This is a genomic window from Flavobacterium sp. (genome assembly GCF_035195345.1).
Lineage (GTDB): Bacteria > Bacteroidota > Bacteroidia > Flavobacteriales > Flavobacteriaceae > Flavobacterium.
Genome location: NZ_CP136574.1, coordinates 2,657,029 through 2,683,728, shown reverse-complemented (window position 1 = coordinate 2,683,728; position 26,700 = coordinate 2,657,029). Strand labels below are relative to the sequence as shown.

Below are 26,700 nucleotides of genomic sequence, written 5' to 3'. Positions count from 1 at the left end.
ATTACAAATCAAAACCACTAACTTCGAGAACTTCACCTGCTTTTAAATCATTTAAATGAATGTTTCCCACACGCACTCGAACCAATCGTAAGGTAGGAAAACCAACAGCTGATGTCATTTTACGCACTTGACGAAATTTTCCTTCTGTTAAAGTTATCGAAACCCAAGAAGTTGGCCCGTGACGTTCATCTCGAATCTTTTTACCGCGTTCGCCTAAATCTGGAATCGTTTCCAAAATAGATGCTTTACATTTTTTGGTAATGTATTTTTTTCCGTGAAAACCAATTTCTACACCATTTCTAAGTAGTTCAACGGCTTCTTCGGTTACAATTCCATCCACTTGAGCATAATATTCTTTTTCTACTTTTTTACTTCGGACGATTTCGCTCATCATGCCGTCTGTTGTTAACAGAAGTAAACCTTCAGAATCTTCATCTAAACGACCAATTGCCATGGTATTTTCGGGAAAATCATACAATTCTCCAAGTAATTTTTTAGGTCTTTTTAGTTCATATATAAACTGCGACAAATAGCCATAAGGCTTATGAATAAGGAAATGATGATGCATGCTAAATATTTGTTGCAAAAATACATTTTTCAAATTTGAAGTTTGATTTAATTCCGTATTTTTACATTTTACAATTCATTTATGCCAGAATCAATGCTTATTTTAATTACATTTATTGTTGCACTTGCCATAGGAATTTTCCTTGGAAAGATGCTTTTTACTGCCCAGTCACAATCCGAAAAATCAGGTTTAGAAGAACGAATTAATGGTTTTTTAGGTCAAATAGAACAATTAAAAATCCAGTTTCAAACCGAAAGAAATCAGTTTGAAAAATCGCTTTTACAACTTAGTTCTGAAAAAGAAAACCTTCAAAAAGAAAAAGAATCGTTAGCCATTCATTTAGCCAAAAAAGAAAATGATTTCGATAATCTTTTAGAACGTAATAAAGAACAAAAGCAAGAAGTAGAGCAACTTCAAGAAAAATTTACCAAAGAATTTGAAAATTTGGCTAATAAAATTCTAGAAGAGAAAACGGTGAAATTCACCGAGCAAAATAAAGAGAATCTTAAAAATATTTTGTCGCCTCTACAAGACAGAATTCAACTTTTTGAAAAGAAAGTCGAAGACACGCACAAAGAAAGCATTGATTATCATGCTGCTTTACGTCAGCAAATATTGGGACTTCGTGAAATGAACGAACAAATGAGTAAAGAAACCATCAATTTAACCAAAGCGCTAAAAGGCGATAGCAAAATGCAAGGAAATTGGGGTGAATTGGTCTTGGAACGTGTTTTAGAAAAATCGGGATTAGAAAAAGATAGAGAATATTTCGTTCAACAAAGTCACACTACTGAAGACGGAAATAGAGTTTTTCCAGATGTTATCATCAATCTTCCTGATGGCAAGAAAATGATTATCGATTCAAAAGTAACGCTTACGGCTTATGAACGTTTCATCAATGAAGAAGATGACAGCTTGAAAAATCAGCATTTAAAAGAACATGTAGTTTCTATTAATCGTCATGTGGAACAATTGGGTAACAAAAATTATCAGGATTTATACCAAATGGAAAGTCCCGATTTTGTATTGTTGTTTATCCCTATTGAATCCGCTTTTGCTGTAGCGTTGAATGAAGATACAACCTTGTACAACAAAGCCTTTGAGAAGAATATTGTGATTGTGACGCCTTCTACCCTTTTGGCAACATTACGCACGATTGATAGCATGTGGACGAATCAAAAACAACAAGAAAATGCCATTGAAATTGCGCGTCAGGCTGGTGCATTGTATGATAAATTTGAAGGTTTTGTTGCCGATTTAATTAAAATTGGCAAGAAAATGGATGAAGCCAAGATAGAATACGGAAACGCTATGAACAAATTGGTTGATGGTAAAGGAAATTTGGTAAACAGTGTTGAAAAATTGAAAAAAATGGGAGCCAAAGCTAAAAAATCACTTCCAGAAGCTGTTTTAAAAAGAGCTGAAGAATCTGGCGAAATTGCGTTACTTTCTAAAAACGAAAACGAATAAAAAAAACTATGTTTCGAAAAATATTGCTTTACATCGCCTTATCACTTACTTTAATCTCAGTGACCTATTTTTCCTTTATTTACTACATTCCTTACAGCGAAGGGGTACGTTCTGGGGAATTAATCAAAATTAGTCACAAAGGATTTATTGTGAAAACTTGGGAAGGCGAATTGAGTCAAGGAATATCAGGAGCTCAAATCTTTGCATTTTCAGTAATGGAAAATGAAGATGTAGTAATAGCAGAAATGAAAAAATGGCAGGGCAAAAAAGTTACTTTAGAATTTGAAGAACGCTATAAAACTTTCTTTTGGTGGGGCGACACTCGCTATTTTATTACCAAAGTTACTCTAGAAAATTAAACATATATGGAAACCGTAAATACAGTTGAAGCATCAAAAATTACCTTGTCGGAATTAATGTTACCCTCGCATTCTAATTTTAGTGGTAAAATTCATGGTGGCTATTTACTAAAATTAATGGACCAAATTGCTTTTGCATGTGCTTCAAAATACTCGGGTTGCTATTGTGTAACTGCATCTGTGGACACAGTTGATTTTTTAAATCCTGTTGAAATTGGCGAATTAGTCATTCTGAAAGCATCAGTTAATTACGTTGGAAAAACTTCAATGATTGTTGGTATTCGAGTTACATCAGAACACATTCAAACTGGAATAAAAAAACATTGTAATTCGAGTTATTTTACTATGGTTGCCAAAGATGAAAACGGAAATAATGTAAAAGTTCCTCGTTTAATTTTATCCAACATGAATGAAGTTAGACGATTTTACGATGGAGTCAATCGAATAAATAATAAAAAAAAGCATAAAGAATTAGAAATTAACTTTGATTATAAATCGGCTCAATCATTAGAAAACCTTAAAAATTATAATGTTGAAATTTCTGAAAACCTGATTAACAATATATAACGTTCTGAAAAATATATTGTCATTTTAAAAAAAAAGTTATATTTGTCATACTATAAACAAATAAACCCCTAATAATATGACAAAAAAATACGCTTTTTTATTATTTTTTGCCATTTCAATTATTTTAATTTTTTCATGTACAGATCATGATGATGAAGAATATATCGCAGTTTCTCCTGTTACTGTAGATTTAACCCAAGTTCCTTATCCAAATCTATCAGACTATCATTTTTTTGAAGGTGAAATGAAAAATCAAATTCCTTCACTAGATGTTATTCCTTACGAACCAATTTCTTCACTATTTACTGATTATGCCCATAAAAAAAGATTTATTTGGTTACCAAACGGAACCAAAGCAACTTATAATGGTGATGATAAAATTTTAGAACTACCTGTAGGAGCGGCAATTATTAAAACATTTTATTATGATAATGTACTCCCTTCAAACACAACTAAAATAATTGAAACACGCATAATGATAAGAAAATCTGATGGTTGGATATTTGCAGATTATGTATGGAATGAAGAACAAACAGAAGCCTATTTAGATTTAAATAGCAGTGTGAAAAATGTTTCTTGGCGAGATGAAAACAATGTTACTAGAAATGTTGAATACCGAATTCCAAACGAAGCACAATGCATTGTTTGCCATAAAACCAAAAGTTATATCAATGGAGTATATAATCAAATCAACATTCCAATAGGCATTAAACCACAAAATTTAAATAAAACATACACATATGGTTCAGAAACTGTAAATCAACTTACAAAATGGATTAATCTAGGTATTTTAGAAAATAATTTTAATCTTCCTTCCGAAGAAAATACTACTGTAAATTACAACGACATAAATAATTCTTTAGAAAAAAGAGTGAGATCGTATTTTGATATAAATTGTGCACATTGTCATAAAGAAAATGGTCATTGTGATTACAGACCAATGCGATTTGCATTTTCTGAAACAAACAACAATTTATCCAATATGGGTGTTTGTGTAGATACACAAGATATGCAAGATTTTTCCCCAGAACTAAGTAAGATTATTACTCCAAGAAGAACAAATCAATCAATGTTATATCATAGAGTAAATTCGATTGATGAAACATACAGAATGCCACTTCATGGAAGAACTATTATTCATACTGAAGGGGTGTCACTTATAGAAGAATGGATTAATTCATTAGAAGATTGTCGATAATAATATTTAAAATATGAAAAAAAATTACTTTTTAATAGTATTCGGATTGTGTTTTGGAACTATTTTAGCACAAGATAATTGTGCAACTGCATCACCAATTACATCCGCTGGAGTTTACAATATTAGTGCAGTTAATGGAACAGAACTGCCACAAGTTACTTGTACTTATACAAATACATCAACTACTGCTGCTGAATGGTATGCTTATACTCCTTCCGAAGATTTTATAGTAACAGTAACTTCTGATTTAGTAGAAAATATTTGCTTAGATACTCGTTTACGTATTTATAGTGGCACTTGTGCTGCCTTAACGTGTGTAGTTGCTGACGATGATTCAGGAACCATTTCTTGTACTACAAATTCTAACACATACTTATCTCGCGCGTCGTTTAATGCTGTCGCTGGCACTACTTATTACATTGTTTGGGATAATCGATGGGCTTCTACAGGTTTTAATTTTCAAATTAGTGAAATTCCCGCTGGATATAACCCATGTGCTGCTGCAACGGCTATAACTGCTGGTACTACAACAGTTAATGCAATTGACCAAACCAATATTAATACCGCTTGTTCCTCAACTACTTTATCTAAATGGTATTCATATACACCATCTACTAATGCGATGGTTACCGTTTCATCAGACCTAATAACTAATATATGCAAAGACACTAATTTTAGTGTGTATACAGGTAATTGTACAACGGGATTAACATGTATCACTAATGATGATAATTCAGGAATAATTGCTTGTAATTCAGGGAATACTAATTCTAACCTTTCAGTAAAAACATTTGAAGTAGCTGCTGGAGTTACCTATTATATTGTATGGGATAACAAATGGAGTGCTACAGGATTTGATTTTACTATAACAGAAGTTCCTATTATTATTCCAATTACCTATACTACAGAGAGTATTTCTACTATTAATAGTTCGTATAATATTTGTGTTGTAGATATGAATGGTGACTTTAAAGATGATATCGTAGGTATTAGTGCTGCTAATATGAGAATTCATTATCAAGCAAACACCCCTGGAACATATACAATAACCGATCATCCTTTAACAGGTTCTGTTTTATTACCATATTGGAGTATGGCTGCAGGAGATTACAACAAAGATGGCTATAATGATATTGTTTTAGGAAATGGAAGTGGGGCTACAATCTTAACCTCAAATAGTAATGGAACAGCCTTTACAACATATACACCTGGACAATATATATTTTCTCAAAGAACTAACTTTTCTGATTTAAATAATGATGGTAATTTAGATATTTTTGTTTGCCATGATATTGCTCCTAGTTGTTATTATTTAAATAATGGAAATGGTAATTTGTCATTTTATCAATCAACTGTTACCGCTGGTTCCATGAGTATTGCAACTTCAACAGGGAATTATGCAACGCTTTTTACTGATTTTGATAATGATGGGGATAGTGATGTATTTGTGTCTAAATGTTCTGGACCTCCATGTGAATTGTATCGTTATGACGGAAATAATATTTATACCAACATTTCTGCCATTGCAGGTATTAATGTAACTCCTATTCAAACTTGGTCGTCAGCTATTGCAGATTTTGATAATGATGGGGACATGGATATTATAATAACTGCTAGTGCAAGTTTACACAAATATTTTAGAAATAATCTTGACACTACCAATACTACAGAAGAGGCTTTTTCTAATATTACCTTAGGCTCGGGTTGGGATACTAATACATCTACTAATATTGATAACATAGCATATGATTTTGATAACGATGGTTTTGTTGACGTTTTAGGAGGAGGAAGTAAAATTATGTTTAATCAAGGTAATAGTACATTTTCACCTATTAATTATACTGGAATTAGTGTTGGAGCTGTTGGAGATTTGAATAATGATGGATTTTTAGATATTCAAAACGGTACAACAATACGATATGCGGTACCAAACGGAAATAATTGGATTAAATTTTCTTTACAAGGGATTCAAAGTAATAGCAATGGAATTGGAGCTAGAGTTGAAATTTATGGTACATGGGGCAAACAAATTAGAGATATCAGAAGTGGTGAAGGTTTTAGATACATGAGTTCGTTAAATGCTCATTTTGGAATTGGAACAGCAAATAGTATCTCACAAGTAATAATTAGATGGCCCTCTGGATTAGTTGATGTTATAAATAATCCTTCAATCAATCAATCACTACATATTATTGAAGGTTCAAGTCCATTAAGTTTAGTAGACAATGGAAACTCACAAATTATTTTACATCCAAATCCAAGTAGTGAGATAATTACACTTGCAAATATCGAAATGCTCAATATTAAAAATATTTCGATCATTTCTACATTAGGAAAAGAAATTAAAAAAGTAAAACTTTCTAACTCAAGTTTCTCAGTTTCAGATTTATCAGAAGGTCTATACATCTTACTCATTGAAACTTTAGAAGGCAAGAAATACTCCGAAAGCTTTATAAAGAAAAATTAAATATAGAATGAACCGAGCAAAGCTCGGTTTTTTTTATTGAATTTTTAAAATTTTAATTAAAATTAATATTCATCTATATTTATACTACAATAAAATAATTTATTACTTTTACGAAACAAAAAACAAATCCAAATGAAAAAAATCGCACAAATTGCACTAACAACCTTGTTATTTGTAGGAGTTACTGTTAATGCACAAACACAATTAAAAAAAGGCTCAGTAACTTATAGTATGACAATGCCAAACGCAACAGAAGAAATGGCAGCAATGGGTGAAAGCACAATTACAGTTCATTTTGACGAAAAAATGCAAGCTACCGACATGAGTATGATGGGCGGCATGATGTTGATGAAAACTATCGTTCCTAATGAAAACAAAAAAGACTCAAAAATGACTGTTGAAGTTATGGGTATGAAATACGAAATTACAGATGCTGGTGAAGATGCAAGTAAAGCAAGTAATAGCGTTGGTAATCTTGAAAATGCAAAAGACATTGTTTACGATAAAAAAGACACAAAAGAAATTGCAGGTTTTAAATGTTATAAAGCTACCGTAAACATGAATGATGGGACAAAAAGTACTTTTTATATAACAGAAGCTATTGCACCACAAATGGTAGCCCCTGAATCAAACATAAAACTTGCTGGTTATCCATTGGAAATCACAACTCAAACTGCGCAAGGAGACATGGTTATGAAAGCTATTAAATTTTCAAAAGATGTTCCTGCGGAAGCATTTAAAGTTGGAGAAGGTTTTACAAAAACTACTATGGCAGAATTTCAAAAACAAATGGGCGGTATGTAATACTAACCAAATAATTTATAAATAAAAAAGCCATCTCATTATTAAAATATGAGATGGCTTTTTTGATTCTTTTACTTTCTATTAAAAAGCAGCTGAACCAACCATCGTGATAACAGCACCAATAATTATAAGTAAATACAAAGAAAATATAACTATAATAGAAATTCCTAAAAATTTGTGATGTGATTTTAAATTCACAAAAGCATCTGCTAATAAATTACTATCATTAAACTGAAGCGCAGTTTTTACATTTGAAGAATATTTATACAAATAATAAATCGGAAAAAAATAAAGCACAGCCATTAACAAATAAAATAATGACAAGAAATTTTTCATTGCGCCAAAAAAACCAAAACTACTAACTTCGTCTGGTAAAGTTGATAATGTTATAGTCATAACAATTGCAGCAAGCACCATTAAACCTACACCAATAAACCCCATAATTGACAAGAAAAAAGTCCATTTTGCGCCTTCTTTTAAAGCGTCTTTAGCCAATTGATTTAATTCTAAATTTTGTTCCATATTATTTTTCGAATTCTTTTAACGTATTAATTATTATCGAAACACAATCTCTTAATTGTTCCTCAGTCATTACTAAAGGTGGCGCAAAACGAATGATGTTTCCATGTGTTGGTTTTGCTAATAAACCGTTTTCTGCTAAACGTACACAAATATTCCAAGCTGTATCGCTTTCTTCGGTATCGTTAATTACAACAGCATTCAACAACCCTTTTCCTCTTACTAAAGTAGCAATGTTTGAAGTTTCGATAAATTTTGCTAATTCATCACGGAAGATTTTTCCTAATTTTCTAGCATTTTGAGACAAACTTTCTTCAGAAACTACTTCTAATGCCGCCATAGCAACCGCAGCTGCCACTGGATTTCCTCCAAAAGTTGAACCATGTTGTCCTGGCTTGATAACATTCATAATACTATCATTTGCCAAAACAGCCGAAACTGGATAAGCACCACCTGATAATGCTTTTCCTAAAATTAGAATATCAGGTTGAGTGTAAGTAGCTTGTTTTTCACATTTTGCTTCACATGTACAATTTCCACAAACCGCTAATAACGAACCTGTTCTTGCAATTCCAGTTTGTACTTCATCGGCAATAAACAATACATTATTAGCTTTACATATTGCTTGCGCTTTTTTAAGAAAATCGGTAGCTGGTGTATAAACTCCTGCTTCTCCTTGAATTGGTTCAACTAAAAACCCTGCAATGTTTTTTGAAGAACTCACTGCTTTTTCTAAAGCATCAATATCATCGTAAGGAATGCTTATAAATCCTGCTGTGTAAGGTCCAAAGTTTTTTCTTGCGTTTTCATCGTTTGAAAATGAAATGATTGTAGTAGTTCTTCCGTGGAAGTTACCATCACAAACAATAATTTGAGCATCATTTTCGTTGATTCCTTTTTTCTCGTAAGCCCATTTTCTACACAATTTTAAAGCGGTTTCTACTGCTTCAGCACCTGTATTCATTGGCAATACTTTATCAAATCCGAAGTAATTAGTAACAAATTGTTCGTACACTCCTAATTTATCGTTGTAAAATGCTCTTGATGTTAAGGTTAATGTTTGCGCCTGCTCTACCATTGCTCCTACAATTTTTGGATGACAATGTCCTTGGTTTACTGCAGAATAAGCTGAAAGAAAATCATAATATTTCTTTCCTTCCACATCCCAAACATAAACTCCTTCTCCTCTACTTAAAACTACTGGTAGTGGATGATAATTGTGTGCACCATACTTGTCTTCTAATTCAATAGCTTCAGCTGGACTCATTTTTTCTAAAACTGACATAAAATGTTTTTTATTGATTGTTACATCGCAATTCCTTCTTTATGGTGAGAAATCAACCGATTACAAAAGTAGTAAATTTTGTTAGAAGATGGAAAAAATCACCCATCACCAATCATCCATCAACTATTCAAACATTTCCAACAACGTCGAAACCGTATTCCAATTTCTAATGGTGGCCACAAGATTGAGTTTTTTTTCGATATATTTTTGGTCTAATCTTGTTTTTCCTGCTCCAACCGCGTATTTGATGTAAATTCTACTTTTATCGATAGCGGCTTCATCAGGTTTGAATTGACTTATTTTTAAATCATTAATGGCGCTTCCTTGTAATTCTTTGGACAAAAAAGCCACATACAATTTTTTGGTATCGCATTCTTTTTCGTGGAGATATGGACTATTTTTTAAACACGCACTTAAATCTTCTTTAGAGACAACCACTATAGGAACTTCTAAACCTAATTCTTTAAAAATTTCTTGTTTAATTTTAAACCCTACACTAGCGCCATGTTCTTCTTCTGAATCCACAAAAACATTTCCCGATTGAATGTAAGTTCGTACATTTTGAAATCCCGCGTTTTCTAAAACAGTTTTCAAAGAATCCATTTTAATCATGTTGTGTCCTGAAACATTAATTCCGCGTAATAAAGCTAAGTGGGTTTTCATTTTTTAAAATTTGGCATAAAAGTAAAATATATTATCAAATCCACCCAACAATTCTTATTTTTGCGTCATGGGAAAAAAGAAAACAGACAAAATCGTATTCGAAAACGTAAAAATCCTTGATGCAGGTGCAAAAGGTGTATCAGTGGCAAAAGCGCCTGATGGCAAAGTAATATTTCTTCCAAATGTAGTACCAGGCGATGTGGTAGATGTACAAACCATGAAGAAAAGAAAAGCGTATTACGAAGGCAAAGCTATAAAAATTCACGAATTTTCAGAACATAGAATTGAACCAGTTTGTGAGCATTTCGGTGCTTGTGGTGGTTGCAAATGGCAAAATATGAAGTACAGCCAACAATTGTTCTATAAAAATCAGGAAGTATTTAATAACTTGAAACGTATAGGTAAGATTGAATTACCTGATCTTGAGCCAATTTTAGGTTCCGAAAAGCAATTATTCTACAGAAATAAAATGGAATTTGGTTTCTCGAATGCGCGATGGATGACCGATGCGGAAATTCAATCGGGAACTGAATTTGACAATAAAAATGCCTTAGGTTTTCATATTCCAAGAATGTGGGATAAGATTTTAGATATTGAAAAATGTCATTTACAAGAAGATCCATCGAACGAAATTCGTAACGAAATCAAACGTTTTGCAAACGAAAACAATCTTACGTTCTTCAATGCAAGAGCTGTGGAAGGTTTATTAAGAACTTTGATGATTCGTACTGCTTCAACTGGTGAAATCATGGTGCTGATTCAGTTTTATGAAAACGATAAAAACGGAATCGAATTGATGATGAATTTCTTGGCGGAACGTTTTCCTCAAATCACTTCTTTACAATATGTTATCAATCAAAAATTGAATGATACATTGTATGACCAAGACATTATTTTATTCAAAGGGCGCGATTATATTTTGGAAGAAATGGAAGGTTTACATTTTAGTATTAATGCGAAATCATTCTATCAAACCAATTCTAACCAAGCATATGAATTGTATAAAATCACTAGAGAATTTGCAGGTTTAACAGGAAATGAAACGGTTTACGATTTATATACAGGAACCGGAACAATTGCTCAATTCGTTTCTAAAAAAGCGAAGAAAGTTATTGGTGTTGAAGCCGTTCCTGAAGCAATTATTGATGCAAAAGCGAATGCCGAACGCAATAACATTACTAATTGTGAGTTTTATGTTGGTGATATGAAAAACGTTTTCAACGATGAATTCATTAACCAACACGGACAACCAGATGTTATCATAACCGATCCACCGAGAGATGGAATGCATAAAGATGTGGTAGAAATGTTATTGAAAACAGATGTGCCAAAAATTGTGTATGTAAGTTGTAATTCGGCAACACAAGCTCGTGATTTGGCTTTGATGGACGAAAAATACAAAGTAGTTCGTGTACGTCCTGTGGATATGTTTCCGCAAACACATCATGTGGAAAATGTGGTTCTTTTAGAAAAAAGATAATATGAAAAAAATAGCTTTTATAACCCTATCCTTACTTTTAGCCGTTTCATTTTGGAATTGTGAAAAAGATGATATCTGCGTGGATGGAACGCCTGTAACACCTCGATTAATTATTGAGTTTTATGATGCGGCTAATCCTACTGTTTTGAAGAATGTTACCAATCTTAGAGTAGAGGAATTGAATACAGATAACGGAGTAGTTTTTAATGAAGACATGGATGAAACTGTTCCTGCAAGGTATTTAGCAAACGGGAATAAAATTGCTATTCCATTAAAAACATTTTCAGAAACTTCAGCATTTGAATTCATCTTTAATTATGGTGATGCTGCAGCTAATATAGATGTCATTACTTTTAATTACACAAAAGATGATGTTTATATTTCTCGTGCCTGTGGATATAAAACAATTTTTAATTTAATTGATATTACTCCTACTCCATTTCCTGTCTCAGGATATTGGATTCAAGATATTGACATCATACAATCTAATATAGAAACCGAAAATGAAGTACATGTTAAAATTTATTTTTAGTCTGAGCTTGGTCTGCGTTTCGTTATTAGGAAATGCTCAAACCAAAGACACTACAAAAGTTTTATATCCAGAGCGTTATGGTTTACGCTTAGGTATTGATTTACATAAAATTGCTAGAACTTTTTATGAAAAAGACTACAGAGGGCTGGAAGTGGTTGGAGATTACCGATTAACTAAAAAGTTTTACGTTGCCGGTGAAATTGGAAACGAAGACAAAACAATTGACGACGACCGCCTGAATTTCACCACGAAAGGAACCTATTTTAAAGTAGGTTTTGACTACAATTCTTTTGAAAACTGGCTCGATATGGAAAACATGATATACGTTGGAATGCGTTATGGTGTTAGTAGCTTTAGTCATACTTTAAATACGTATAAAATTTATGATCCCACGAATTATTATGGGGAAACAATCATTACTTCTGGAGCAAAATTTGATAATTTAAATGCCAGTTGGGTTGAAGTAATTGGTGGTATTAAAGCCGAACTTTTCAATAATTTATATTTAGGTTTTTCTGTACGATTGAACTATTTAGTTTCCAACAAAAAACCAGCAGATTTTGACAATCTGTTCATTCCAGGGTATAATCGAACATACGATGGAAAATTTGGAGCTGGATTTAACTACACACTAAGTTATTTCATACCTATTTACAAAAAGAAAAAAGAAATAGAACCAACCAAAAAATAAATAAAAATTCCTCAATCACTTGAGGAATTTTTATTTATATCAAGTTGTTTAAACAATTCTTTATAAGCTAATCTCCACTTCAACTTCAAATCAAGAACTCGATAAAAACCCAATAAAATCGTTAAAAATATAGCAATATAGAAAATTAAAAATATTATATTTGAATATTACAATAGCCTGTAATCAAACAACAAAATAAAAATCACATGAAAATAAATTACTTCATTAGAAATAGTATAATAACAATTATTGTTGTTTCGTTAATTTCATCCCCTATTTATGCTTGTACTGGTATTACATTACTCTCAAAAGATGGCGGTGTTGTTGTAGCTAGAACCGTAGAATGGGCATTGAATGATGCACAACACAATCAACTATTAGTAGTTCCCAGAAATAAAGAATTCAAAGCACAAACTCCTGAAGGAACAAATGGCAAAAGTTGGAAGGGAAAATATGGTTTTGTAACCCTTACCGCTTATGGACAACCTTATGGCCCAGATGGTGTCAATGAAGAAGGTTTATACGTAGGTGTTTATTATTTACCGGGTTTCGCAGAATATGCAGTTTATGACAAAACTAAAGCTTCTAAATCTATGAGTGTAGGAGATTTAATGCAATGGATGCTGTCTTCTTTTAAAACCGTAGATGAAGTAATTACGCAACTTAACAACGTTATTGTGGTTAATGTTGAAAACAAAGATTTTGGTGGCGCAGCACTCCCTTTTCATTTTAAAATAGTTGATCCAAGTGGAAGTAGCAAAATAATTGAAATTGTAAATAAAGGTGAGGTAAAAATATACGATCCGTACTTAGGGGTTATTACTAATTCTCCAACATATGATTGGCATCTTATTAATCAACGAAATTATTTAAATCTTTCAAATTCACCCAATCAACAAAAAGTATTTGGTAACTACGAATTAAATCCGTTAGGTGGAGGTTCTGGATTAATAGGTTTGCCTGGTGATTTTACTCCCCCATCAAGATTTGTTAGAGCAGCTGCTTTTACAGCTTCGTGCCGTCCATTAAGTACCTCAATTGATGCTGTATTTGAATCTTTTAGAATACTTGACAACTTCAATATTCCACTTGGTGCTCAAATGCCTTCAGAAAAAACACCATCAGATATTGTTAGCGCAACTCAAATCACATCTTCGTGTGACTTAAAAGAAAAAGTCTATTATTATCATACCATGTGGAATAGACAAGTTAGAAAAATTGACCTTAAATTAATAGATTTTTCAGCAATCAAAGAACAAATCATTGATGATGATGTACTTAAAGAAAATGTCATAAAAGATGTAACTCCCTTGCAATCAAAAAAGAAAAAAACAACTAAAAACTAAAAGCCTATGAACATTTTAGATAAAATAATTCATTCCACTGAAAAGACAATTTACTACATATTATCATTTTTATTACTTTTATTTGTAGCCTATGAAGTTTTTGATCTTGTTACGTTATTTTACGAAGAAGTAACCAAAGCTTCAATTGAAAATAAATCAATAGCACTTACTGGAGTTCCATTATTTTTTAATATCATCATTGCATTAGAAATTATGGAAACTTTCAAAGGGAACAATGAAAATATTTTACGAAAAGTCAAACTAATTTTATTAATTGCATTAACAGCCATAGCTAGAAAAGTAATTACTATGGATGTAAAACATATAGGTTTTGAAACAGAGTTAGGGATTTCAATATTAATACTAGCAATTTGTATCGGTTATTTAATATTAAACAATCCAAGACTTCATAAAAAACAAAAGTAACCCATTTTATAGCTTAATAACACACAAAATCCCGAACTCACATTCGGTATTTTGTTATTGAATTTCTTTTACACCTTTAATAAAAAGCCACTTCATGAAGATTTTTTCTCCGTTGTGCGTTTTTATCGCTTGAAACTTTGGTGCTAAAAGCAAAGCTACCATAAAAGCAGTCATTGGTATCCATATTCCATTCAAGTGCGTGAATTCACTAACTAAATATAATGTCGGTAAATAAATCACTACGAATCCTAAGAAATTATATAAGAATGATTTTACTTTTTTTGTCATTGTTTATAATGTTTAATTGTTAAATTGATGGCTATCCCTTTTTACTAATTACTACAATCTATTCGTCAGTATTCATATACTTTCCTTTCTTACTGCCTTCGTACATTTCGTATTTCACCAAACGGGCTTCTAATTTACCATTGAAAAGTTTAATTTTTCTACTTGGTTTCAAGCCTACAAATTTCAAAGCTTCTAAATTGGCTGTAATAAACCAAGCATTAGTATTGGGATAATTTTGTTTTAAGGTGTCACCAATTTCTCTGTAAAAACGTTCCATATCAATATCCAAACGCTCTCCATAAGGCGGATTGAACACCATGTGCAACGGTCCTTCGGTTTCTTTTTTAGAATCGAAGAAGTTTTCGTTGGTAATCGTAATATATTCGTCTAAATTGGCGTTTCTAACATTGTCTTTTGCTTTAGCAACCGCACTTGGCGCTTTGTCATAGCCTGTAATCGTATAATGAAATTCGCGTGTTTTCTTTAATAACGATTCTAAAATATTATCAAATAATTCGGCATCCCAATCTTTCCATTTCTCAAAACCAAATTCCTTACGATTAATATTCGCTGGAACGTTGCAAGCAATCATAGCTGCTTCGGCTAAAATAGTTCCTGAACCACACATTGGGTCTAAGAAATGACTTTTTCCTTCCCAACCTGCTAAAATCAACATACCAGCCGCTAAAACTTCGTTGATTGGTGCAATATTTGTAGCAGTACGATAACCTCTATGGTGTAACGAAGCTCCCGAAGAATCTAAAGAAACCGTCACATTATCTCTATCTATATGCACATGAATTTGTAAATCTGGGAAATCTTTATCAATACTTGGACGCTTTCCGTTCAAATCTCTAAATTGATCTACAATCGCATCTTTTGTTTTTAAAGCCACAAACTGACTGTGATTGAAGTTTTCAGAATGCAATGTAGTTTCTACTAAAAACGTATTATGTTCAGTCAAGTAATCCGACCAATCAATAGCTCTGATTCCTTCATACAAGGCTTTGTCGTTATGTGCTTTAAAGGTTTTAATAGGTTTTAAGATTTTTAAAGCGGTACGAAGTGCCAAATTGGCTTTATACATAAATCCCTTATCACCTTTAAAACTCACCACACGTGTACCGATTTCCACTTGTTGTGCACCAAGAATTTGTAGTTCTTTAGCTAATATTTCTTCAAAACCAAAGAAGGTTTTGGCCGTCATTTTATAATTTTCCATTCTTCAATTTCAAGTTCAATTGCAAAAATCAATTGCAATTGCAATAATTAAGATATTCTTGTGCAAAAATACATTAAATTTGCTACTTCAAAGAAACGAATTCAGAATTAATGTCAGATAGCAATAATAAACAACCAATAATAAACAACGAACAACCTTTAAATTGGTTCGAATCTTGGTTTGATACCGAATATTATCACATTCTATACAAGGAACGCAACGACGAAGAAGCACAATTGTTAATGGACAATTTAACTCACTATTTAAACCTTCCAGAAGACGCTAAAATCTTAGACTTAGCTTGTGGAAAAGGGCGTCATGCGATTTATTTAAATTCGTTAGGTTTTGATGTTACGGGTGCCGATTTATCTGAAAACAGCATTAAAGAAGCGTCTGAATTTACGAATGAAAAACTACATTTTAAAGTGCACGATATGCGTGAAACGTGTAACGAAAAATACGATGCTATTTTTAATTTGTTTACGAGTTTTGGCTATTTTGAAGACGATGCCGATAATTACAAAACCATTAAAGCCATTCACAACAGTTTAACCGAAACAGGATTTGCGGTTATCGATTTTATGAATGTGGATTATGTTTTGGAAAATTTGGTTGCCGATGAAATAAAATCGGTAGACGGAATTGATTTTCACATCAAACGTTATTTGAAAGACGGACACATATACAAAGAAATTGATTTTGAAGATAAAGGTGAAAAGTTTCATTTCACCGAAAAAGTGCAAGCACTTCGTTTAGAAGATTTCGAAAAAATGATGGAGGAAGCGGGCATTTATCTTTTGGATATTTTTGGCGATTATAAATTGCGAAAATTCTTTAAAACTCAATCGGAACGTTTAATTATGATTTTTAAATAATGCAATATATCATCACCTTTTCAGCTGTTATTTTAGGTTTTTTAATCGCATTATTTTTAAAACCTCAAAAGAAAAAAAACATCAAATTATTGTTGGCGTTCAGTGGTGCTTTTTTATTATCGCTAACCGTTTTACACTTACTTCCTGAATTATTTAGTGAAGGAAACAATCATGTTCACGAAGGAGAAGATGCACACGCTACTTTACCGGTTGGCGTTTTTATTATGATTGGAATATTGTTCCAAATTTTATTGGAATTTTTCTCAAAAGGTGCAGAACACGGTCACGTTCACGTACACACCGACGAACATAACGAATTGCATCAAATTCCTTGGTTGTTGTTTATTAGTTTGTGTATTCATGCCTTGTTAGAAGGTTTTCCAATTCACGAAAACAACAATTTATCCTACGGAATTGCGGTTCACCACTTTCCTATTGCCATTATTTTAACCTTGTTTTTCGTAAATGCGAAGATGAATAAAATGATGATTTTTGCTTTCATGTTTTCCTTCGCATTAATGACACCACTAGGAACTTTATTAGCAGAACAAATGCATTTTGCCCAACATTACTCAAAAGAAATTTCGGCAGTGGTAGTTGGGATTTTATTTCATATTTCGTCTACTATCATTTTTGAAAGCAACGAAGGACATAAATTCAATTTGGCTAAAATTACCATGATTGTATTTGGTTTTGTATTAGCATATATAATTGAAATGGGACATTCGCATTAAAAGATATCGCTACATAAAATGTATGTAGTTTTTAGTTAAATTTGAACAATATTTAAAACAATTGATATGGGATTATTTTCTGCGCTTCTTGGCAATGCAGGTGCTGTAAATCAGGAAACTTTAGTAAAAGAGTATGGTAAACTTTTAATTACAGGTGAAGAAATTGAGTTAGGTTTCAAACTAATTCGCGATACTTTTATTTTTACCAACAAACGATTAATTTTAGTTGAAAAACAAGGAATTACAGGCAGTAAAATAGAATACAAATCGATTACTTACAAAAGCATTTCACGTTTCAGTATAGAGACAGCTGGAACTTTTGACTTAGAGGCCGAATTGAAAATTTGGGTTTCCAGTGAAGCACATCCTAGTGTTGTGAAACAATTTAATAAATCTGTTAATGTGTATGATGTGCAAAATGTTTTAGCACATCACGTTCTAAAATAATCGCATGAACTTTACCAAAACCACTGAACAAGCTTCCAAATACGAACATTTAGAAAAAATGTCGGTTACTGAATTGTTGACGAATATCAACAACGAAGACAAATCTGTTCCGTTAGCCGTTGAAAAAGCATTACCTCAAATTGAAACTTTAGTGACTGAAATTGTTTCGAAAATGAAACAAGGTGGTCGTTTGTTTTATATTGGCGCAGGTACTTCAGGACGTTTAGGAATTGTAGATGCTTCAGAATGTCCACCTACTTTTGGAGTTCCTTTTGATTTGGTAATTGGAATTATTGCAGGTGGCGACACTGCCATTAGAAAAGCAGTAGAATTTGCCGAAGACGACAGAAAACAAGCTTGGAAAGATTTACAACAATGGAATATCAATAAAAATGATGTGGTTGTTGGAATTGCCGCTTCGGGAACTACTCCTTATGTAATTGGCGGCTTAGAAATGTGTAATCAAAATAACATCAGTACGGGAAGTATTAGTTGTAACGCAGAAAGTCCGTTATCAAAAACAGCTAAATTTCCGATTGATGTGGTAGTTGGTCCTGAATTTGTTACTGGAAGCAGTCGCATGAAAGCAGGAACGGCTCAGAAGTTGGTTTTAAATATGATTTCTACTGCAACTATGATTCAGTTGGGTAAAGTAAAAGGAAATAAAATGGTGGATATGCAATTGAGCAACACCAAATTAATTGATAGAGGTACGCGAATGATTATGGATGAAATTCCAGTTAATTACGAAGAAGCAGGAAAACTTCTAGAAACCCACAGAAGTGTGAGGAACGCAGTTAATTTTTTCAAGAATAAAATATAATGGCAACAGATAAAAACATATTAGCAAAAGGAGTAAAATATCTTTCAAGTGCTTTGCCTTTATTATTTCTTGGTCCAATAATTATTAATAGTTCTTTTAAAAACCAAGAAAGCCCTTTATATCCTTATGTTTTAGGATTAGGAATTATAATTGCATTAGCGGCTATGTTTTTAATTTTTAAAGGAATTACGACCTTGGTAAAAAGCATGTTTGATGGAGATAAACAAAAGTAATAAAAATATCAATTTCAAAAAGCAAATATGAAATTCAAAATACAATATTTTATTTGTAGTTTATTACTACTTACGTTACTAATTTCTTGTTACAATCAGGAACGTAATTGTAAAGATTTTAAAACAGGAAAATTTATTTCGGAAACGGAAATTGAAGGTAAAAAATTCACAAGTACTTTTGAACGAAATGATTCTATTCAAATTGAAAGCTATAAAGGGAAAATAGATACTTTTAAAGTACGATGGACGAATGATTGTGAATACATTATACAAAACAATAATCCCAAAAACAGAGAAGAAAAAAAACCTGTACAAATGAAAATTTTGACCACTACTACTAATTCATACACTTTTGAATATTCATTTGTTGGTGATTCAAAAAAACAACGTGGTACTGTAACAAAACTAAACTAGTCAACGTATAATTAGTTCTAAAACCAAAACAAAAAATGGAAGTATTTTTAAATCCCGATGCATGGATAGCACTGTTAACCTTAACTTTTTTAGAAATTATTTTAGGAATCGATAACATCATTTTTATTTCGATTGTTACCGGAAAATTACCGCCAGAAAAACGAAAAAAAGCAACACGAGTTGGGCTATTTTTAGCCATGTTTATGCGTATTGCCTTGCTTTTTGGAATCACCATTTTAATTGCCATGAAAGCACCTTGGTTTAGCTTTGATTTTGGATGGTTTTCTGCTGACATTACAGGTCAAGCCTTGATATTGTTACTTGGAGGACTGTTTTTAATTTACAAGAGTACTAAAGAAATTCATGAAAAAGTAGACCACAAAGGTGAAGAAGAAAAAGAATTGAAAACTTCGGCTACCAAATCATTTGCAAGCGTTATTGGTCAAATTTTATTAATTGACATTATATTCTCTGTCGACAGTATTTTAACCGCAGTTGGTATGACAAACGGAATCGAAGGCGCTTTATTAATTATGATTACAGCTGTAGTAATATCTGTGGGAATTATGATGTTATTCGCGGTTCCTGTTGGAAATTTTGTAAATGCAAATCCTTCCATTCAAATTTTAGGATTATCATTTTTAATCTTAATCGGATTTATGTTGATTACCGAAAGTATGCATTTATCCAATGCTGAATTAGCGGGTCAACACGTAGGAGCCGTTCCAAAAGGTTATTTGTATTTTGCAATTACCTTCTCATTGGCTAATGAGTTTATCAATATGAAGATGCGTAAGAAAAATTAATTATAAAATGATTATATAAAAAATGTCCCGATAAATATCGGGACATTTTTATTTTATAAAAGATACTGTTTAAGACAATCCTGTAATCACTCCGTTATTATCAATATCAATTCGTTCTGCGTTTGGAACTGTTGGTAAACCTGGCATTCGCATTACTTCACCTAACAAAGGCACAATGAATCCAGCACCACTCGCAATTTCAAATTCACGAACCGTAATATCAAAATTCGTTGGGCGACCAATTAACTTTTCATTGTCTGAAAAACTCGCTGGTGTTTTAGCCATACAAACCGAAAAATGACTAAAACCTAAATCGTTAATCATCTTTAATTGTGATTTAGATTTTGGAGAAAACTCTACTGAATTCGCTCCATAAATTTCTTTAGCAACTGAATTTATTTTATGTTCAATACTGTCCGATGGTTGATATAAAGGTTTATAATTGGCATTTCCTTTATTAATTTCTTCTACCACCTTTTCAGCTACTTCCGCAGAACCTTTTCCTCCATGAACAAAAGCTGTACTTACAATTGCTGTAACTCCTTTAGTAGCACATAATGCTTTTAATTTATCATATTCAGCTTGTGTATCATCTGGAAAAGCATTCACACAAACCACTGGATTAATTCCAAATTTTTGAATGTTTTCGATGTGCTTTTCTAAATTGCAAAAGCCTTTTTCAATCGCGCTTACATTTTCTGTTTTAAAATCTTCCGCCGCTAATCCAGCATGATGTTTAATCGCTCTAATTGTTGCTACTAAAACGACCGCATCTGGTTTTAAACCACTTTGTTCGCATTTGATATGTAGAAACTTCTCTGCTCCTAAATCAGCACCAAAACCAGCTTCTGTCACAACGTAATCTCCAAGAGATAATCCCATTTTGGTTGCAATTGCTGTATTTGTACCTTGCGCAATACTTGCAAACGGTCCGCCATGTAAAATTGCAGGATTTCCATCAATTGTTTGAACTAAATTAGGTTTGATCGCATCTTTCAATAAGGTTGCCATTGCTCCTACTACATTCAAATCTCTAGCGAAAATAGCTTTTCCTTCTAAAGTTTTTCCAACGAATATATTTCCTAATCGAAATTTCAAATCTTCTAAATCTTTTGCCAAACATAAAATCGCCATCACTTCTGAAGCTGGTGTAATATTGAAACCATCTTCACGCATAGTGCCATTAGCTTTCGCACCAACACCAATAATAATCTGACGAAGTGAACGATCGTTCATGTCCATCACACGTTTCCACGCGATTGATTTTGGATCTAGATTTAATGAATATTTCGTGTTTTGCAAGTTGTTATCAATCACAGCCGATAACAAGTTATTCGCTTTTTCAATTGCCGAAAAATCACCAGTAAAATGTAAGTTGATATCTTCCATCGGTAACACTTGAACATAACCACCACCAGCTGCTCCTCCTTTTAAACCGAAAACAGGTCCTAATGAAGGTTCACGTAAAACGGCAATTGCTTTTTTACCAATGTAATTCAAACCATCTGTTAATCCAATAGACATTGTAGTTTTTCCTTCCCCATATTTGGTTGGCGACATGGCAGAAACTAAAATCAGTTTCCCTTTAGGGTTTTCTTGTTGCAAATGAAGAGGTAATTTGGCTTTATACTTGCCGTAGAATTCTAAATCGTCTTCTTCAATATTGATTTTTTTAGCGATTTCTTTTATGTGAGACATCGTTGCATTTTGAGCAATTTCAATGTCTGATGGAAATGTTGACATATTGTTGTGTTTTGTTTGGGTGCGAAATTAAAATTTTTATTTGGGAAGAAAAATGATAAAAATCAATAAAAAAGCCTACAAGGTTATAAAAACCTTGCAGGTCATCTTATTACTCTAAAGACAACGTAATTTGTCCGTCGTCGTCTAATTCTATATTGAAATCTTGAATATCGTTTCCTTCTTCAGAAATTTCATCGGTTGCTATTTCTGGTTCGTCTAAAACTTCTTCATACGGAAGTGGATCTAATAGATTAACCTGCTTAATTTTATCCGTAGTTAATTGATTTCCTAACGCTTTGATTCCTTTTACAGCTATGAATTGTTCTAAATCAACCACTTGATTTTCTTTTTGAACTCCTTTTACTTTAGCAAAAATAACCTCAGCGACCGGACGCCAATCGGTTGAAACAATTTCTAATTGCGATTTCTCGTGTTCAGTGATGAAAATTTCCTCTTTGTTTTCGTTTTCAACTAAGAAACGTTTTACAAAATAACGGTCTTTTTCGCCACAATAATAAATACACGAAACTGGTTTATTTGAATTCCATTTTTCCAACACTATCATATCTTCTTCGAAATGCGTAGTCAATTCTGGAATAATGGTCTTCAACTTTCCGGATTGGTTCACAATCAACAAACGATCATTTGGACGGAATTCTCCTAACAACTCACCTCTTCCATCGACATTTAAGCGTTGTACGGTATCATCAAACCAAACTTTTCTTGGACGCAAAGTTGAAATTCCTTTCTCTTTTAACTCGATTTTTTTGATTGGATATTTGGTCACCGTGTTACCACGAGAAGCTCTTCCTTTGATAGCAATGTCCGAGAAATCAACATCCCATTTCAGTTTTTTCACGCTTCCTACTTGGCGTAATAAAATCGTAACCACTTCGGCTTCTCCATTTGGATTGGCAGAGAAATAAGACACCATTGAACCTGGTTTTTCTTGAGTTAAATCATAAAACTTATCACGAGTTACACCCGAAACATTGAAACGTTTGATAAAAGTGGAACCATTTTTACCATCACGATACATCATGTTGTAAATCGTTCGTTTGTCGTTTTTATCAAAAACAGCGATGTGAATAATGTCTTTTCCAACGAATTTTTTATCATCTACTTTCGCTACCATCATTTTTCCATCACGAAGGAATACAATTACATCATCGATGTCCGAACAATCGGCAACATATTCGTCTTTCTTTAAACCGGTTCCAAAGAAACCTTCTTCTTTGTTCACATATAGTTTTGTGTTTCTCAAAACTACTTTCGTTGCTTCAATATTATCAAAACTTCTTAATTCGGTTTGGCGTTCGCGCCCTTTTCCGTATTTGTCTTTTAGTTTTTGGAAGAAATCAATCGTATAATCAATAATATGATCCAAATGATATTTCACTTGTTCCATTTCGGCTTCCAATTTCGAAATCGCTTCATCGGCTTTATCCGAGTCGAAACGTGTTATACGAATCATTGGGATTTGCGTCAATTTTTGCAAATCATCGTCGCTAATATCCCGAACAAATGATTTTAAAAACGGCTCAAATCGATCATACATATATTTGTACAACGATTCTCTGTCGGAATACAATTTGAAGTCAATATACATTTCTTCACGAATGAAAATCTTTTCTAACGTAGAGAAATGCCATTTATTTTCTAATTCGTCTAACTGAATTTCCAATTCGCGTTTCAGTAAATCAACCGTTCTATTGGTCGAAATTTTCAACATATCAGAAACTCCAATAAACAATGGCTTATGATTTGCAATCACACAACCTAAAGGCGCTACCGAAGTTTCGCAAGCCGTGAACGCATACAATGCATCAATAGTTTTATCTGGAGAAACACCAGCTGGCAAATGAATTAAAATTTCAACCTCAGCCGCCGTGTTGTCTTCAATTTTCTTAATTTTGATTTTCCCTTTTTCGTTGGCTTTCAAAATACTATCAATCAATGTTGACGTATTGGTTGAAAACGGAATTTGGGTAATCACCAACGTTTGTTTGTCTAACTGCCCAATTTTTGCACGCACACGCACACGACCGCCACGCAATCCATCATTATAATTGGAAACATCAGCAATACCTGCGGTTGGAAAATCGGGAAATAAGGTAAAAGGTTTCCCTTTTAATATTTTGATAGAAGAATCTATTAATTCGTTAAAATTGTGTGGTAACACTTTGGTCGATAAACCTACGGCAATACCTTCTGCACCTTGTGCTAACAACAAAGGAAACTTCACCGGAAGATTAATCGGTTCGGCACGACGACCATCGTATGACATTCCCCATTCGGTGATTTTTGGCGAATACAACACATCGTGACCAAATTTTGAAATTCGGGCTTCGATGTATCGGGAAGCAGCGGCACTATCTCCTGTTAAGATATTTCCCCAGTTTCCTTGCATGTCGATGATTAGGTCTTTTTGACCAATTTGCACCATGGCGTCACCAATACTTGCATCTCCGTGAGGGTGATACTGCATGGTGTGCCCAACGATATTGGCTACTTTATTGTAACGACCATCATCTAACTCTTTCATGGAGTGCATAATACGACGTTGCACCGGTTTAAAACCGTCTTCAATCGCTGGAACTGCACGTTCTAGAATTACATACGAAGCATAGTCCAAAAACCAATCTTTGTACATTCCTGTAACTTTGGTAATGGTGTCTTCTGGGTTTTCGTTGTTTTCGTAAAAATGATGTCCTGTAGAAACACGAATATCGTCAAAACCTTCCTCGTTTGTGGATTGGTCTTGATTATCGAAATTTTCGTCTTCGTTTGGAATGATGTTATCTTCTTCTTCGTCTTTCATTATAGAACTGAATTAACTTTGTTAAGAGTAATTATTTGTGTTGATTCAATTATATTTACATTTGGTGATTCGGTTAAATTAAATGATTTCAATTCATTTACTAAATCATTAAAATCTTCACTCAATACGAAAATAGCTTTATCAAGACCAATAACATCACCAATAATTTGCTTTTTATTTACATCATTAGCATCTTTTTCACTTAATGTTAGTAAATAACATAATGACCTTCTATGAACATATTTTAAGGCTATAGCCTCTAAATCTGCTTGCTTATATCTTTCTCTAAATGAGGTTTTAGCGCTTAAACAAATTGGCCCTCTATCGGTTGAGTAAAGCATTAAATCATAACTAATATTAGGAACGAAAGCAACTTTAGAACTTAAAAAAATCGGTAAAATATTCTCTCTTATTAATAATGTCGCAAGAATATATTCAAATATTTTTCCATTGACACTTCTTTGTTGTTGCTCGTTTAAATTGGAACCTTCTCTAAAAACAAGATAAGCATCCCAATAAATTTTCACATAATCTACAGGCTTAACATACTCAACCTCAAAAAAACTAGGAAACAAATCTTCAAAAATTTTTCCTGCTAAAGTATCATCTCCTCTTACTATACCTAAATTTTGTAACAATCCCATTTAAATCAATTTAACCGTTTCTAAAATCTTTAATGCTGTTGCTTCAATCGCTGGAACTGCAACCGAATTTCCAAACTGTTTATATGCCGAAGCGTCAGCTACAGGAATAATAAAATTATCCGGAAAACCTTGTAATCTTGCCCATTCTCGTGGTGTCATTTTACGAATACCGTCCCTATTTACAGTCCCTTTTATATGAGTCGTAGGAGTGTAATCAACAATCCTGTGGTCAATAACTAAATTTCTCTCTCTTCCCATACCTCCAACTACTATTGCATTAGCAATTCCATCGTCAGGAATTATTGCATAACCAAACCCATTTCCTTTATTTTCATGTCTAGCCTTATGATTGATTAAAGTTTGAACATATTGAGTTGAAAGATAATACTTTGTTGGAGGAACTTTCTCTTCTTTTACTTTTTTAAAAGTTACTTTATTATTAGTAGGTTCAGGATATTGAAATTCATTTATTTTCAAATCTTTACGAAATCCAACTATATATATTCTTTCACGATTTTGAGGAACACCAAAATCTTTTGCATTTATAATTTTTGGTTCTGGAACATAATAATTTAAATCATTTCTTAATACATTTAAAATTGTTTCAAGTGTTTTTCCTTTATCATGATTTCTTAAACCTTTTACGTTTTCAAGAAAAATCGCCTTTGGTTTGTATTTTTTAATTATTTCTGCAACATCAAAAAACAAAGTTCCTCTTGTGTCATCAAAACCGCCTCTTTTTCCAGCTATTGAAAATGCTTGACATGGAAAACCAGCACACAAAACATCAAAATCATCAGGAATAAACTTTTTAATTCTATTTTTAGTAATATCGCCAAATGGTACTTCACCAAAATTAGCCCTATATGTTTTTTTTGCTTCTTTATCCCATTCACTTGTAAAAACACATTTACCTCCTAAATTTTGCATAGCAATTCTAAAACCGCCAATTCCTGCAAATAAATCAATAAACTTAAATTTATAATTTTTGGGAGTTGGAAAAGGAACATTTTCAACTTCAAATAATAATTGTTGTAAAGCTTCTTCTTCAAAAATTTGAATATTTTCTTCTTCTTGCTTATAAGAAATATATTCAGAAAGAGCTATTAAAGCATAATCTTTATAATACTTTGAAACACCATTATGTATATTATGTAAGTAATGAGTCAAAACAGCTTTATTATCATTCTCAGCTTCAACAATTCTTACCTGAAAGCGTTTGCCGTCAAATTCATCAATACTTATTTTTTCTTTAAAATTAATCATCCTAACATT

The 26,700-nt window shown here is 32.6% G+C and carries 28 protein-coding genes; 18 read left to right on the top strand and 10 right to left on the bottom strand.

All coding sequences use genetic code 11. From position 1 onward, the window contains the following. Position 1 precedes the first annotated feature (1 nt). Positions 2–568, bottom strand: coding sequence for a pseudouridine synthase (locus RSE15_RS12480; RefSeq protein ID WP_324070477.1), 567 nt, complete (start codon positions 566–568; stop codon positions 2–4). An 81-nt stretch (positions 569–649) separates the two neighbouring features. Here RSE15_RS12480 and rmuC point away from each other — a divergent pair, with 81 nt between their 5' ends. The 6 genes from rmuC (at position 650) to RSE15_RS12450 (ending at position 7,433) form a co-directional block, all read left to right on the top strand. Next, positions 650–2,038: a DNA recombination protein RmuC gene (gene rmuC / locus RSE15_RS12475; protein ID WP_324068874.1), complete on the top strand. Its 1,389-nt coding sequence runs from the start codon at positions 650–652 to the stop codon at positions 2,036–2,038. 8 nt (positions 2,039–2,046) lie between these two features. After that, positions 2,047–2,397: a 6-phosphogluconate dehydrogenase gene (locus tag RSE15_RS12470; RefSeq protein WP_324068873.1), complete on the top strand. Its 351-nt coding sequence runs from the start codon at positions 2,047–2,049 to the stop codon at positions 2,395–2,397. A gap of 6 nt (positions 2,398–2,403) precedes the next feature. After that, a complete protein-coding gene (locus RSE15_RS12465; RefSeq protein WP_324068872.1) occupies positions 2,404–2,964 on the top strand; it encodes an acyl-CoA thioesterase in 561 nt (186 codons plus the stop codon). 76 nt (positions 2,965–3,040) lie between these two features. After that, positions 3,041–4,162, top strand: a complete 1,122-nt coding sequence (locus RSE15_RS12460; protein ID WP_324068871.1) for a hypothetical protein — start codon at positions 3,041–3,043, stop codon at positions 4,160–4,162. 13 nt (positions 4,163–4,175) lie between these two features. Beyond that, a complete protein-coding gene (locus RSE15_RS12455) occupies positions 4,176–6,629 on the top strand; it encodes an FG-GAP-like repeat-containing protein (RefSeq protein WP_324068870.1) in 2,454 nt (817 codons plus the stop codon). Positions 6,630–6,761: 132 nt separating this feature from the next. Then, positions 6,762–7,433, top strand: a complete 672-nt coding sequence (locus tag RSE15_RS12450; RefSeq protein ID WP_324068869.1) for a hypothetical protein — start codon at positions 6,762–6,764, stop codon at positions 7,431–7,433. An 81-nt stretch (positions 7,434–7,514) separates the two neighbouring features. On the opposite strand, the gene RSE15_RS12445 is transcribed toward RSE15_RS12450, so the two are convergent. The 3 genes from RSE15_RS12445 to RSE15_RS12435 form a co-directional block, all read right to left on the bottom strand. After that, entirely contained in the window at positions 7,515–7,955 is a 441-nt protein-coding gene (locus RSE15_RS12445; protein WP_324068868.1) for a DUF5362 family protein, read from the bottom strand. Position 7,956: 1 nt separating this feature from the next. Next, the gene (rocD, locus tag RSE15_RS12440) at positions 7,957–9,237 is read right to left on the bottom strand and encodes an ornithine--oxo-acid transaminase (RefSeq protein WP_324068867.1); all 1,281 of its coding nucleotides are present in this window, start codon (positions 9,235–9,237) and stop codon (positions 7,957–7,959) included. A 123-nt stretch (positions 9,238–9,360) separates the two neighbouring features. After that, positions 9,361–9,900 carry a DUF1697 domain-containing protein gene (locus RSE15_RS12435; RefSeq protein ID WP_324068866.1) on the bottom strand — a complete coding sequence of 180 codons (540 nt, stop codon included), beginning with the start codon at positions 9,898–9,900 and terminating at the stop codon, positions 9,361–9,363. 67 nt (positions 9,901–9,967) lie between these two features. Between RSE15_RS12435 and rlmD the strand changes: the two genes are divergently transcribed. From rlmD to RSE15_RS12410, 5 genes are all read left to right on the top strand, one after another. Further along, positions 9,968–11,380, top strand: a complete 1,413-nt coding sequence (gene rlmD / locus RSE15_RS12430; RefSeq protein ID WP_324068865.1) for a 23S rRNA (uracil(1939)-C(5))-methyltransferase RlmD — start codon at positions 9,968–9,970, stop codon at positions 11,378–11,380. 1 nt (position 11,381) lies between these two features. Then, entirely contained in the window at positions 11,382–11,912 is a 531-nt protein-coding gene (locus tag RSE15_RS12425) for a DUF6452 family protein (RefSeq protein WP_324068864.1), read from the top strand. Beyond that, entirely contained in the window at positions 11,893–12,603 is a 711-nt protein-coding gene (locus RSE15_RS12420) for a DUF6048 family protein (protein ID WP_324068863.1), read from the top strand. The genes RSE15_RS12425 and RSE15_RS12420 overlap by 20 nt, the downstream gene beginning before the upstream one ends. 206 nt (positions 12,604–12,809) lie before the next feature. Next, positions 12,810–13,949 (top strand): linear amide C-N hydrolase, encoded by a 1,140-nt coding sequence (locus RSE15_RS12415; protein ID WP_324068862.1) that lies wholly within the window; start codon positions 12,810–12,812, stop codon positions 13,947–13,949. Positions 13,950–13,955: 6 nt separating this feature from the next. Further along, complete coding sequence (locus tag RSE15_RS12410) at positions 13,956–14,375, top strand: phosphate-starvation-inducible PsiE family protein (RefSeq protein ID WP_324068861.1); 420 nt, start codon at positions 13,956–13,958, stop codon at positions 14,373–14,375. A 54-nt stretch (positions 14,376–14,429) separates the two neighbouring features. Here RSE15_RS12410 and RSE15_RS12405 read toward each other — a convergent pair whose 3' ends face one another. After that, positions 14,430–14,663, bottom strand: coding sequence for a hypothetical protein (locus RSE15_RS12405; protein WP_324068860.1), 234 nt, complete (start codon positions 14,661–14,663; stop codon positions 14,430–14,432). 58 nt (positions 14,664–14,721) lie between these two features. Beyond that, positions 14,722–15,870, bottom strand: coding sequence for a THUMP domain-containing class I SAM-dependent RNA methyltransferase (locus RSE15_RS12400; protein WP_324068859.1), 1,149 nt, complete (start codon positions 15,868–15,870; stop codon positions 14,722–14,724). A 125-nt stretch (positions 15,871–15,995) separates the two neighbouring features. Between RSE15_RS12400 and RSE15_RS12395 the strand changes: the two genes are divergently transcribed. The 7 genes from RSE15_RS12395 to RSE15_RS12365 all read left to right on the top strand — a co-directional run bounded on the left by RSE15_RS12395 (position 15,996) and on the right by RSE15_RS12365 (position 20,217). Further along, positions 15,996–16,760, top strand: coding sequence for an SAM-dependent methyltransferase (locus RSE15_RS12395; RefSeq protein ID WP_324068858.1), 765 nt, complete (start codon positions 15,996–15,998; stop codon positions 16,758–16,760). After that, the gene (locus tag RSE15_RS12390; RefSeq protein ID WP_324068857.1) at positions 16,760–17,494 is read left to right on the top strand and encodes a ZIP family metal transporter; all 735 of its coding nucleotides are present in this window, start codon (positions 16,760–16,762) and stop codon (positions 17,492–17,494) included. Before RSE15_RS12395 ends, RSE15_RS12390 begins: the two co-directional genes overlap by 1 nt. A 66-nt stretch (positions 17,495–17,560) precedes the next feature. After that, complete coding sequence (locus tag RSE15_RS12385; RefSeq protein WP_324068856.1) at positions 17,561–17,941, top strand: PH domain-containing protein; 381 nt, start codon at positions 17,561–17,563, stop codon at positions 17,939–17,941. Between the two features lie 4 nt (positions 17,942–17,945). Continuing rightward, positions 17,946–18,764 (top strand): N-acetylmuramic acid 6-phosphate etherase, encoded by an 819-nt coding sequence (murQ, locus tag RSE15_RS12380; protein WP_324068855.1) that lies wholly within the window; start codon positions 17,946–17,948, stop codon positions 18,762–18,764. Next, positions 18,764–18,997 carry a DUF6095 family protein gene (locus tag RSE15_RS12375; protein ID WP_324068854.1) on the top strand — a complete coding sequence of 78 codons (234 nt, stop codon included), beginning with the start codon at positions 18,764–18,766 and terminating at the stop codon, positions 18,995–18,997. The genes murQ and RSE15_RS12375 overlap by 1 nt, the downstream gene beginning before the upstream one ends. A 27-nt stretch (positions 18,998–19,024) precedes the next feature. Further along, on the top strand, positions 19,025–19,411 hold the full coding sequence (locus RSE15_RS12370; protein WP_324068853.1) for a DNA topoisomerase IV: 387 nt from the start codon (positions 19,025–19,027) through the stop codon (positions 19,409–19,411). A 35-nt stretch (positions 19,412–19,446) separates the two neighbouring features. Then, on the top strand, positions 19,447–20,217 hold the full coding sequence (locus RSE15_RS12365; RefSeq protein ID WP_324068852.1) for a TerC family protein: 771 nt from the start codon (positions 19,447–19,449) through the stop codon (positions 20,215–20,217). 69 nt (positions 20,218–20,286) lie between these two features. Here RSE15_RS12365 and RSE15_RS12360 read toward each other — a convergent pair whose 3' ends face one another. From RSE15_RS12360 to RSE15_RS12345, 4 genes are all read right to left on the bottom strand, one after another. After that, complete coding sequence (locus RSE15_RS12360; RefSeq protein ID WP_324068851.1) at positions 20,287–21,960, bottom strand: formate--tetrahydrofolate ligase; 1,674 nt, start codon at positions 21,958–21,960, stop codon at positions 20,287–20,289. Positions 21,961–22,069: 109 nt separating this feature from the next. Beyond that, positions 22,070–24,781 carry a DNA gyrase/topoisomerase IV subunit A gene (locus RSE15_RS12355; protein ID WP_324068850.1) on the bottom strand — a complete coding sequence of 904 codons (2,712 nt, stop codon included), beginning with the start codon at positions 24,779–24,781 and terminating at the stop codon, positions 22,070–22,072. Next, positions 24,781–25,425, bottom strand: a complete 645-nt coding sequence (locus tag RSE15_RS12350; protein ID WP_324068849.1) for a PDDEXK family nuclease — start codon at positions 25,423–25,425, stop codon at positions 24,781–24,783. The genes RSE15_RS12355 and RSE15_RS12350 overlap by 1 nt, the downstream gene beginning before the upstream one ends. Further along, positions 25,426–26,691 carry a DNA cytosine methyltransferase gene (locus RSE15_RS12345; RefSeq protein WP_324068848.1) on the bottom strand — a complete coding sequence of 422 codons (1,266 nt, stop codon included), beginning with the start codon at positions 26,689–26,691 and terminating at the stop codon, positions 25,426–25,428. Positions 26,692–26,700 lie beyond the last annotated feature (9 nt).

What these genes read in the sequence shown, in the direction of transcription:
- RSE15_RS12480 (WP_324070477.1), bottom strand. Translation starts at nt 568, where the DNA reads ATGCATCATCATTTCCTTATTCATAAGCCTTATGGCTATTTGTCGCAG.
- rmuC (WP_324068874.1), top strand. Translation starts at nt 650, where the DNA reads ATGCCAGAATCAATGCTTATTTTAATTACATTTATTGTTGCACTTGCC.
- RSE15_RS12470 (WP_324068873.1), top strand. Translation starts at nt 2,047, where the DNA reads ATGTTTCGAAAAATATTGCTTTACATCGCCTTATCACTTACTTTAATC.
- RSE15_RS12465 (WP_324068872.1), top strand. Translation starts at nt 2,404, where the DNA reads ATGGAAACCGTAAATACAGTTGAAGCATCAAAAATTACCTTGTCGGAA.
- RSE15_RS12460 (WP_324068871.1), top strand. Translation starts at nt 3,041, where the DNA reads ATGACAAAAAAATACGCTTTTTTATTATTTTTTGCCATTTCAATTATT.
- RSE15_RS12455 (WP_324068870.1), top strand. Translation starts at nt 4,176, where the DNA reads ATGAAAAAAAATTACTTTTTAATAGTATTCGGATTGTGTTTTGGAACT.
- RSE15_RS12450 (WP_324068869.1), top strand. Translation starts at nt 6,762, where the DNA reads ATGAAAAAAATCGCACAAATTGCACTAACAACCTTGTTATTTGTAGGA.
- RSE15_RS12445 (WP_324068868.1), bottom strand. Translation starts at nt 7,955, where the DNA reads ATGGAACAAAATTTAGAATTAAATCAATTGGCTAAAGACGCTTTAAAA.
- rocD (WP_324068867.1), bottom strand. Translation starts at nt 9,237, where the DNA reads ATGTCAGTTTTAGAAAAAATGAGTCCAGCTGAAGCTATTGAATTAGAA.
- RSE15_RS12435 (WP_324068866.1), bottom strand. Translation starts at nt 9,900, where the DNA reads ATGAAAACCCACTTAGCTTTATTACGCGGAATTAATGTTTCAGGACAC.
- rlmD (WP_324068865.1), top strand. Translation starts at nt 9,968, where the DNA reads ATGGGAAAAAAGAAAACAGACAAAATCGTATTCGAAAACGTAAAAATC.
- RSE15_RS12425 (WP_324068864.1), top strand. Translation starts at nt 11,382, where the DNA reads ATGAAAAAAATAGCTTTTATAACCCTATCCTTACTTTTAGCCGTTTCA.
- RSE15_RS12420 (WP_324068863.1), top strand. Translation starts at nt 11,893, where the DNA reads ATGTTAAAATTTATTTTTAGTCTGAGCTTGGTCTGCGTTTCGTTATTA.
- RSE15_RS12415 (WP_324068862.1), top strand. Translation starts at nt 12,810, where the DNA reads ATGAAAATAAATTACTTCATTAGAAATAGTATAATAACAATTATTGTT.
- RSE15_RS12410 (WP_324068861.1), top strand. Translation starts at nt 13,956, where the DNA reads ATGAACATTTTAGATAAAATAATTCATTCCACTGAAAAGACAATTTAC.
- RSE15_RS12405 (WP_324068860.1), bottom strand. Translation starts at nt 14,663, where the DNA reads ATGACAAAAAAAGTAAAATCATTCTTATATAATTTCTTAGGATTCGTA.
- RSE15_RS12400 (WP_324068859.1), bottom strand. Translation starts at nt 15,870, where the DNA reads ATGACGGCCAAAACCTTCTTTGGTTTTGAAGAAATATTAGCTAAAGAA.
- RSE15_RS12395 (WP_324068858.1), top strand. Translation starts at nt 15,996, where the DNA reads ATGTCAGATAGCAATAATAAACAACCAATAATAAACAACGAACAACCT.
- RSE15_RS12390 (WP_324068857.1), top strand. Translation starts at nt 16,760, where the DNA reads ATGCAATATATCATCACCTTTTCAGCTGTTATTTTAGGTTTTTTAATC.
- RSE15_RS12385 (WP_324068856.1), top strand. Translation starts at nt 17,561, where the DNA reads ATGGGATTATTTTCTGCGCTTCTTGGCAATGCAGGTGCTGTAAATCAG.
- murQ (WP_324068855.1), top strand. Translation starts at nt 17,946, where the DNA reads ATGAACTTTACCAAAACCACTGAACAAGCTTCCAAATACGAACATTTA.
- RSE15_RS12375 (WP_324068854.1), top strand. Translation starts at nt 18,764, where the DNA reads ATGGCAACAGATAAAAACATATTAGCAAAAGGAGTAAAATATCTTTCA.
- RSE15_RS12370 (WP_324068853.1), top strand. Translation starts at nt 19,025, where the DNA reads ATGAAATTCAAAATACAATATTTTATTTGTAGTTTATTACTACTTACG.
- RSE15_RS12365 (WP_324068852.1), top strand. Translation starts at nt 19,447, where the DNA reads ATGGAAGTATTTTTAAATCCCGATGCATGGATAGCACTGTTAACCTTA.
- RSE15_RS12360 (WP_324068851.1), bottom strand. Translation starts at nt 21,960, where the DNA reads ATGTCAACATTTCCATCAGACATTGAAATTGCTCAAAATGCAACGATG.
- RSE15_RS12355 (WP_324068850.1), bottom strand. Translation starts at nt 24,781, where the DNA reads ATGAAAGACGAAGAAGAAGATAACATCATTCCAAACGAAGACGAAAAT.
- RSE15_RS12350 (WP_324068849.1), bottom strand. Translation starts at nt 25,425, where the DNA reads ATGGGATTGTTACAAAATTTAGGTATAGTAAGAGGAGATGATACTTTA.
- RSE15_RS12345 (WP_324068848.1), bottom strand. Translation starts at nt 26,691, where the DNA reads ATGATTAATTTTAAAGAAAAAATAAGTATTGATGAATTTGACGGCAAA.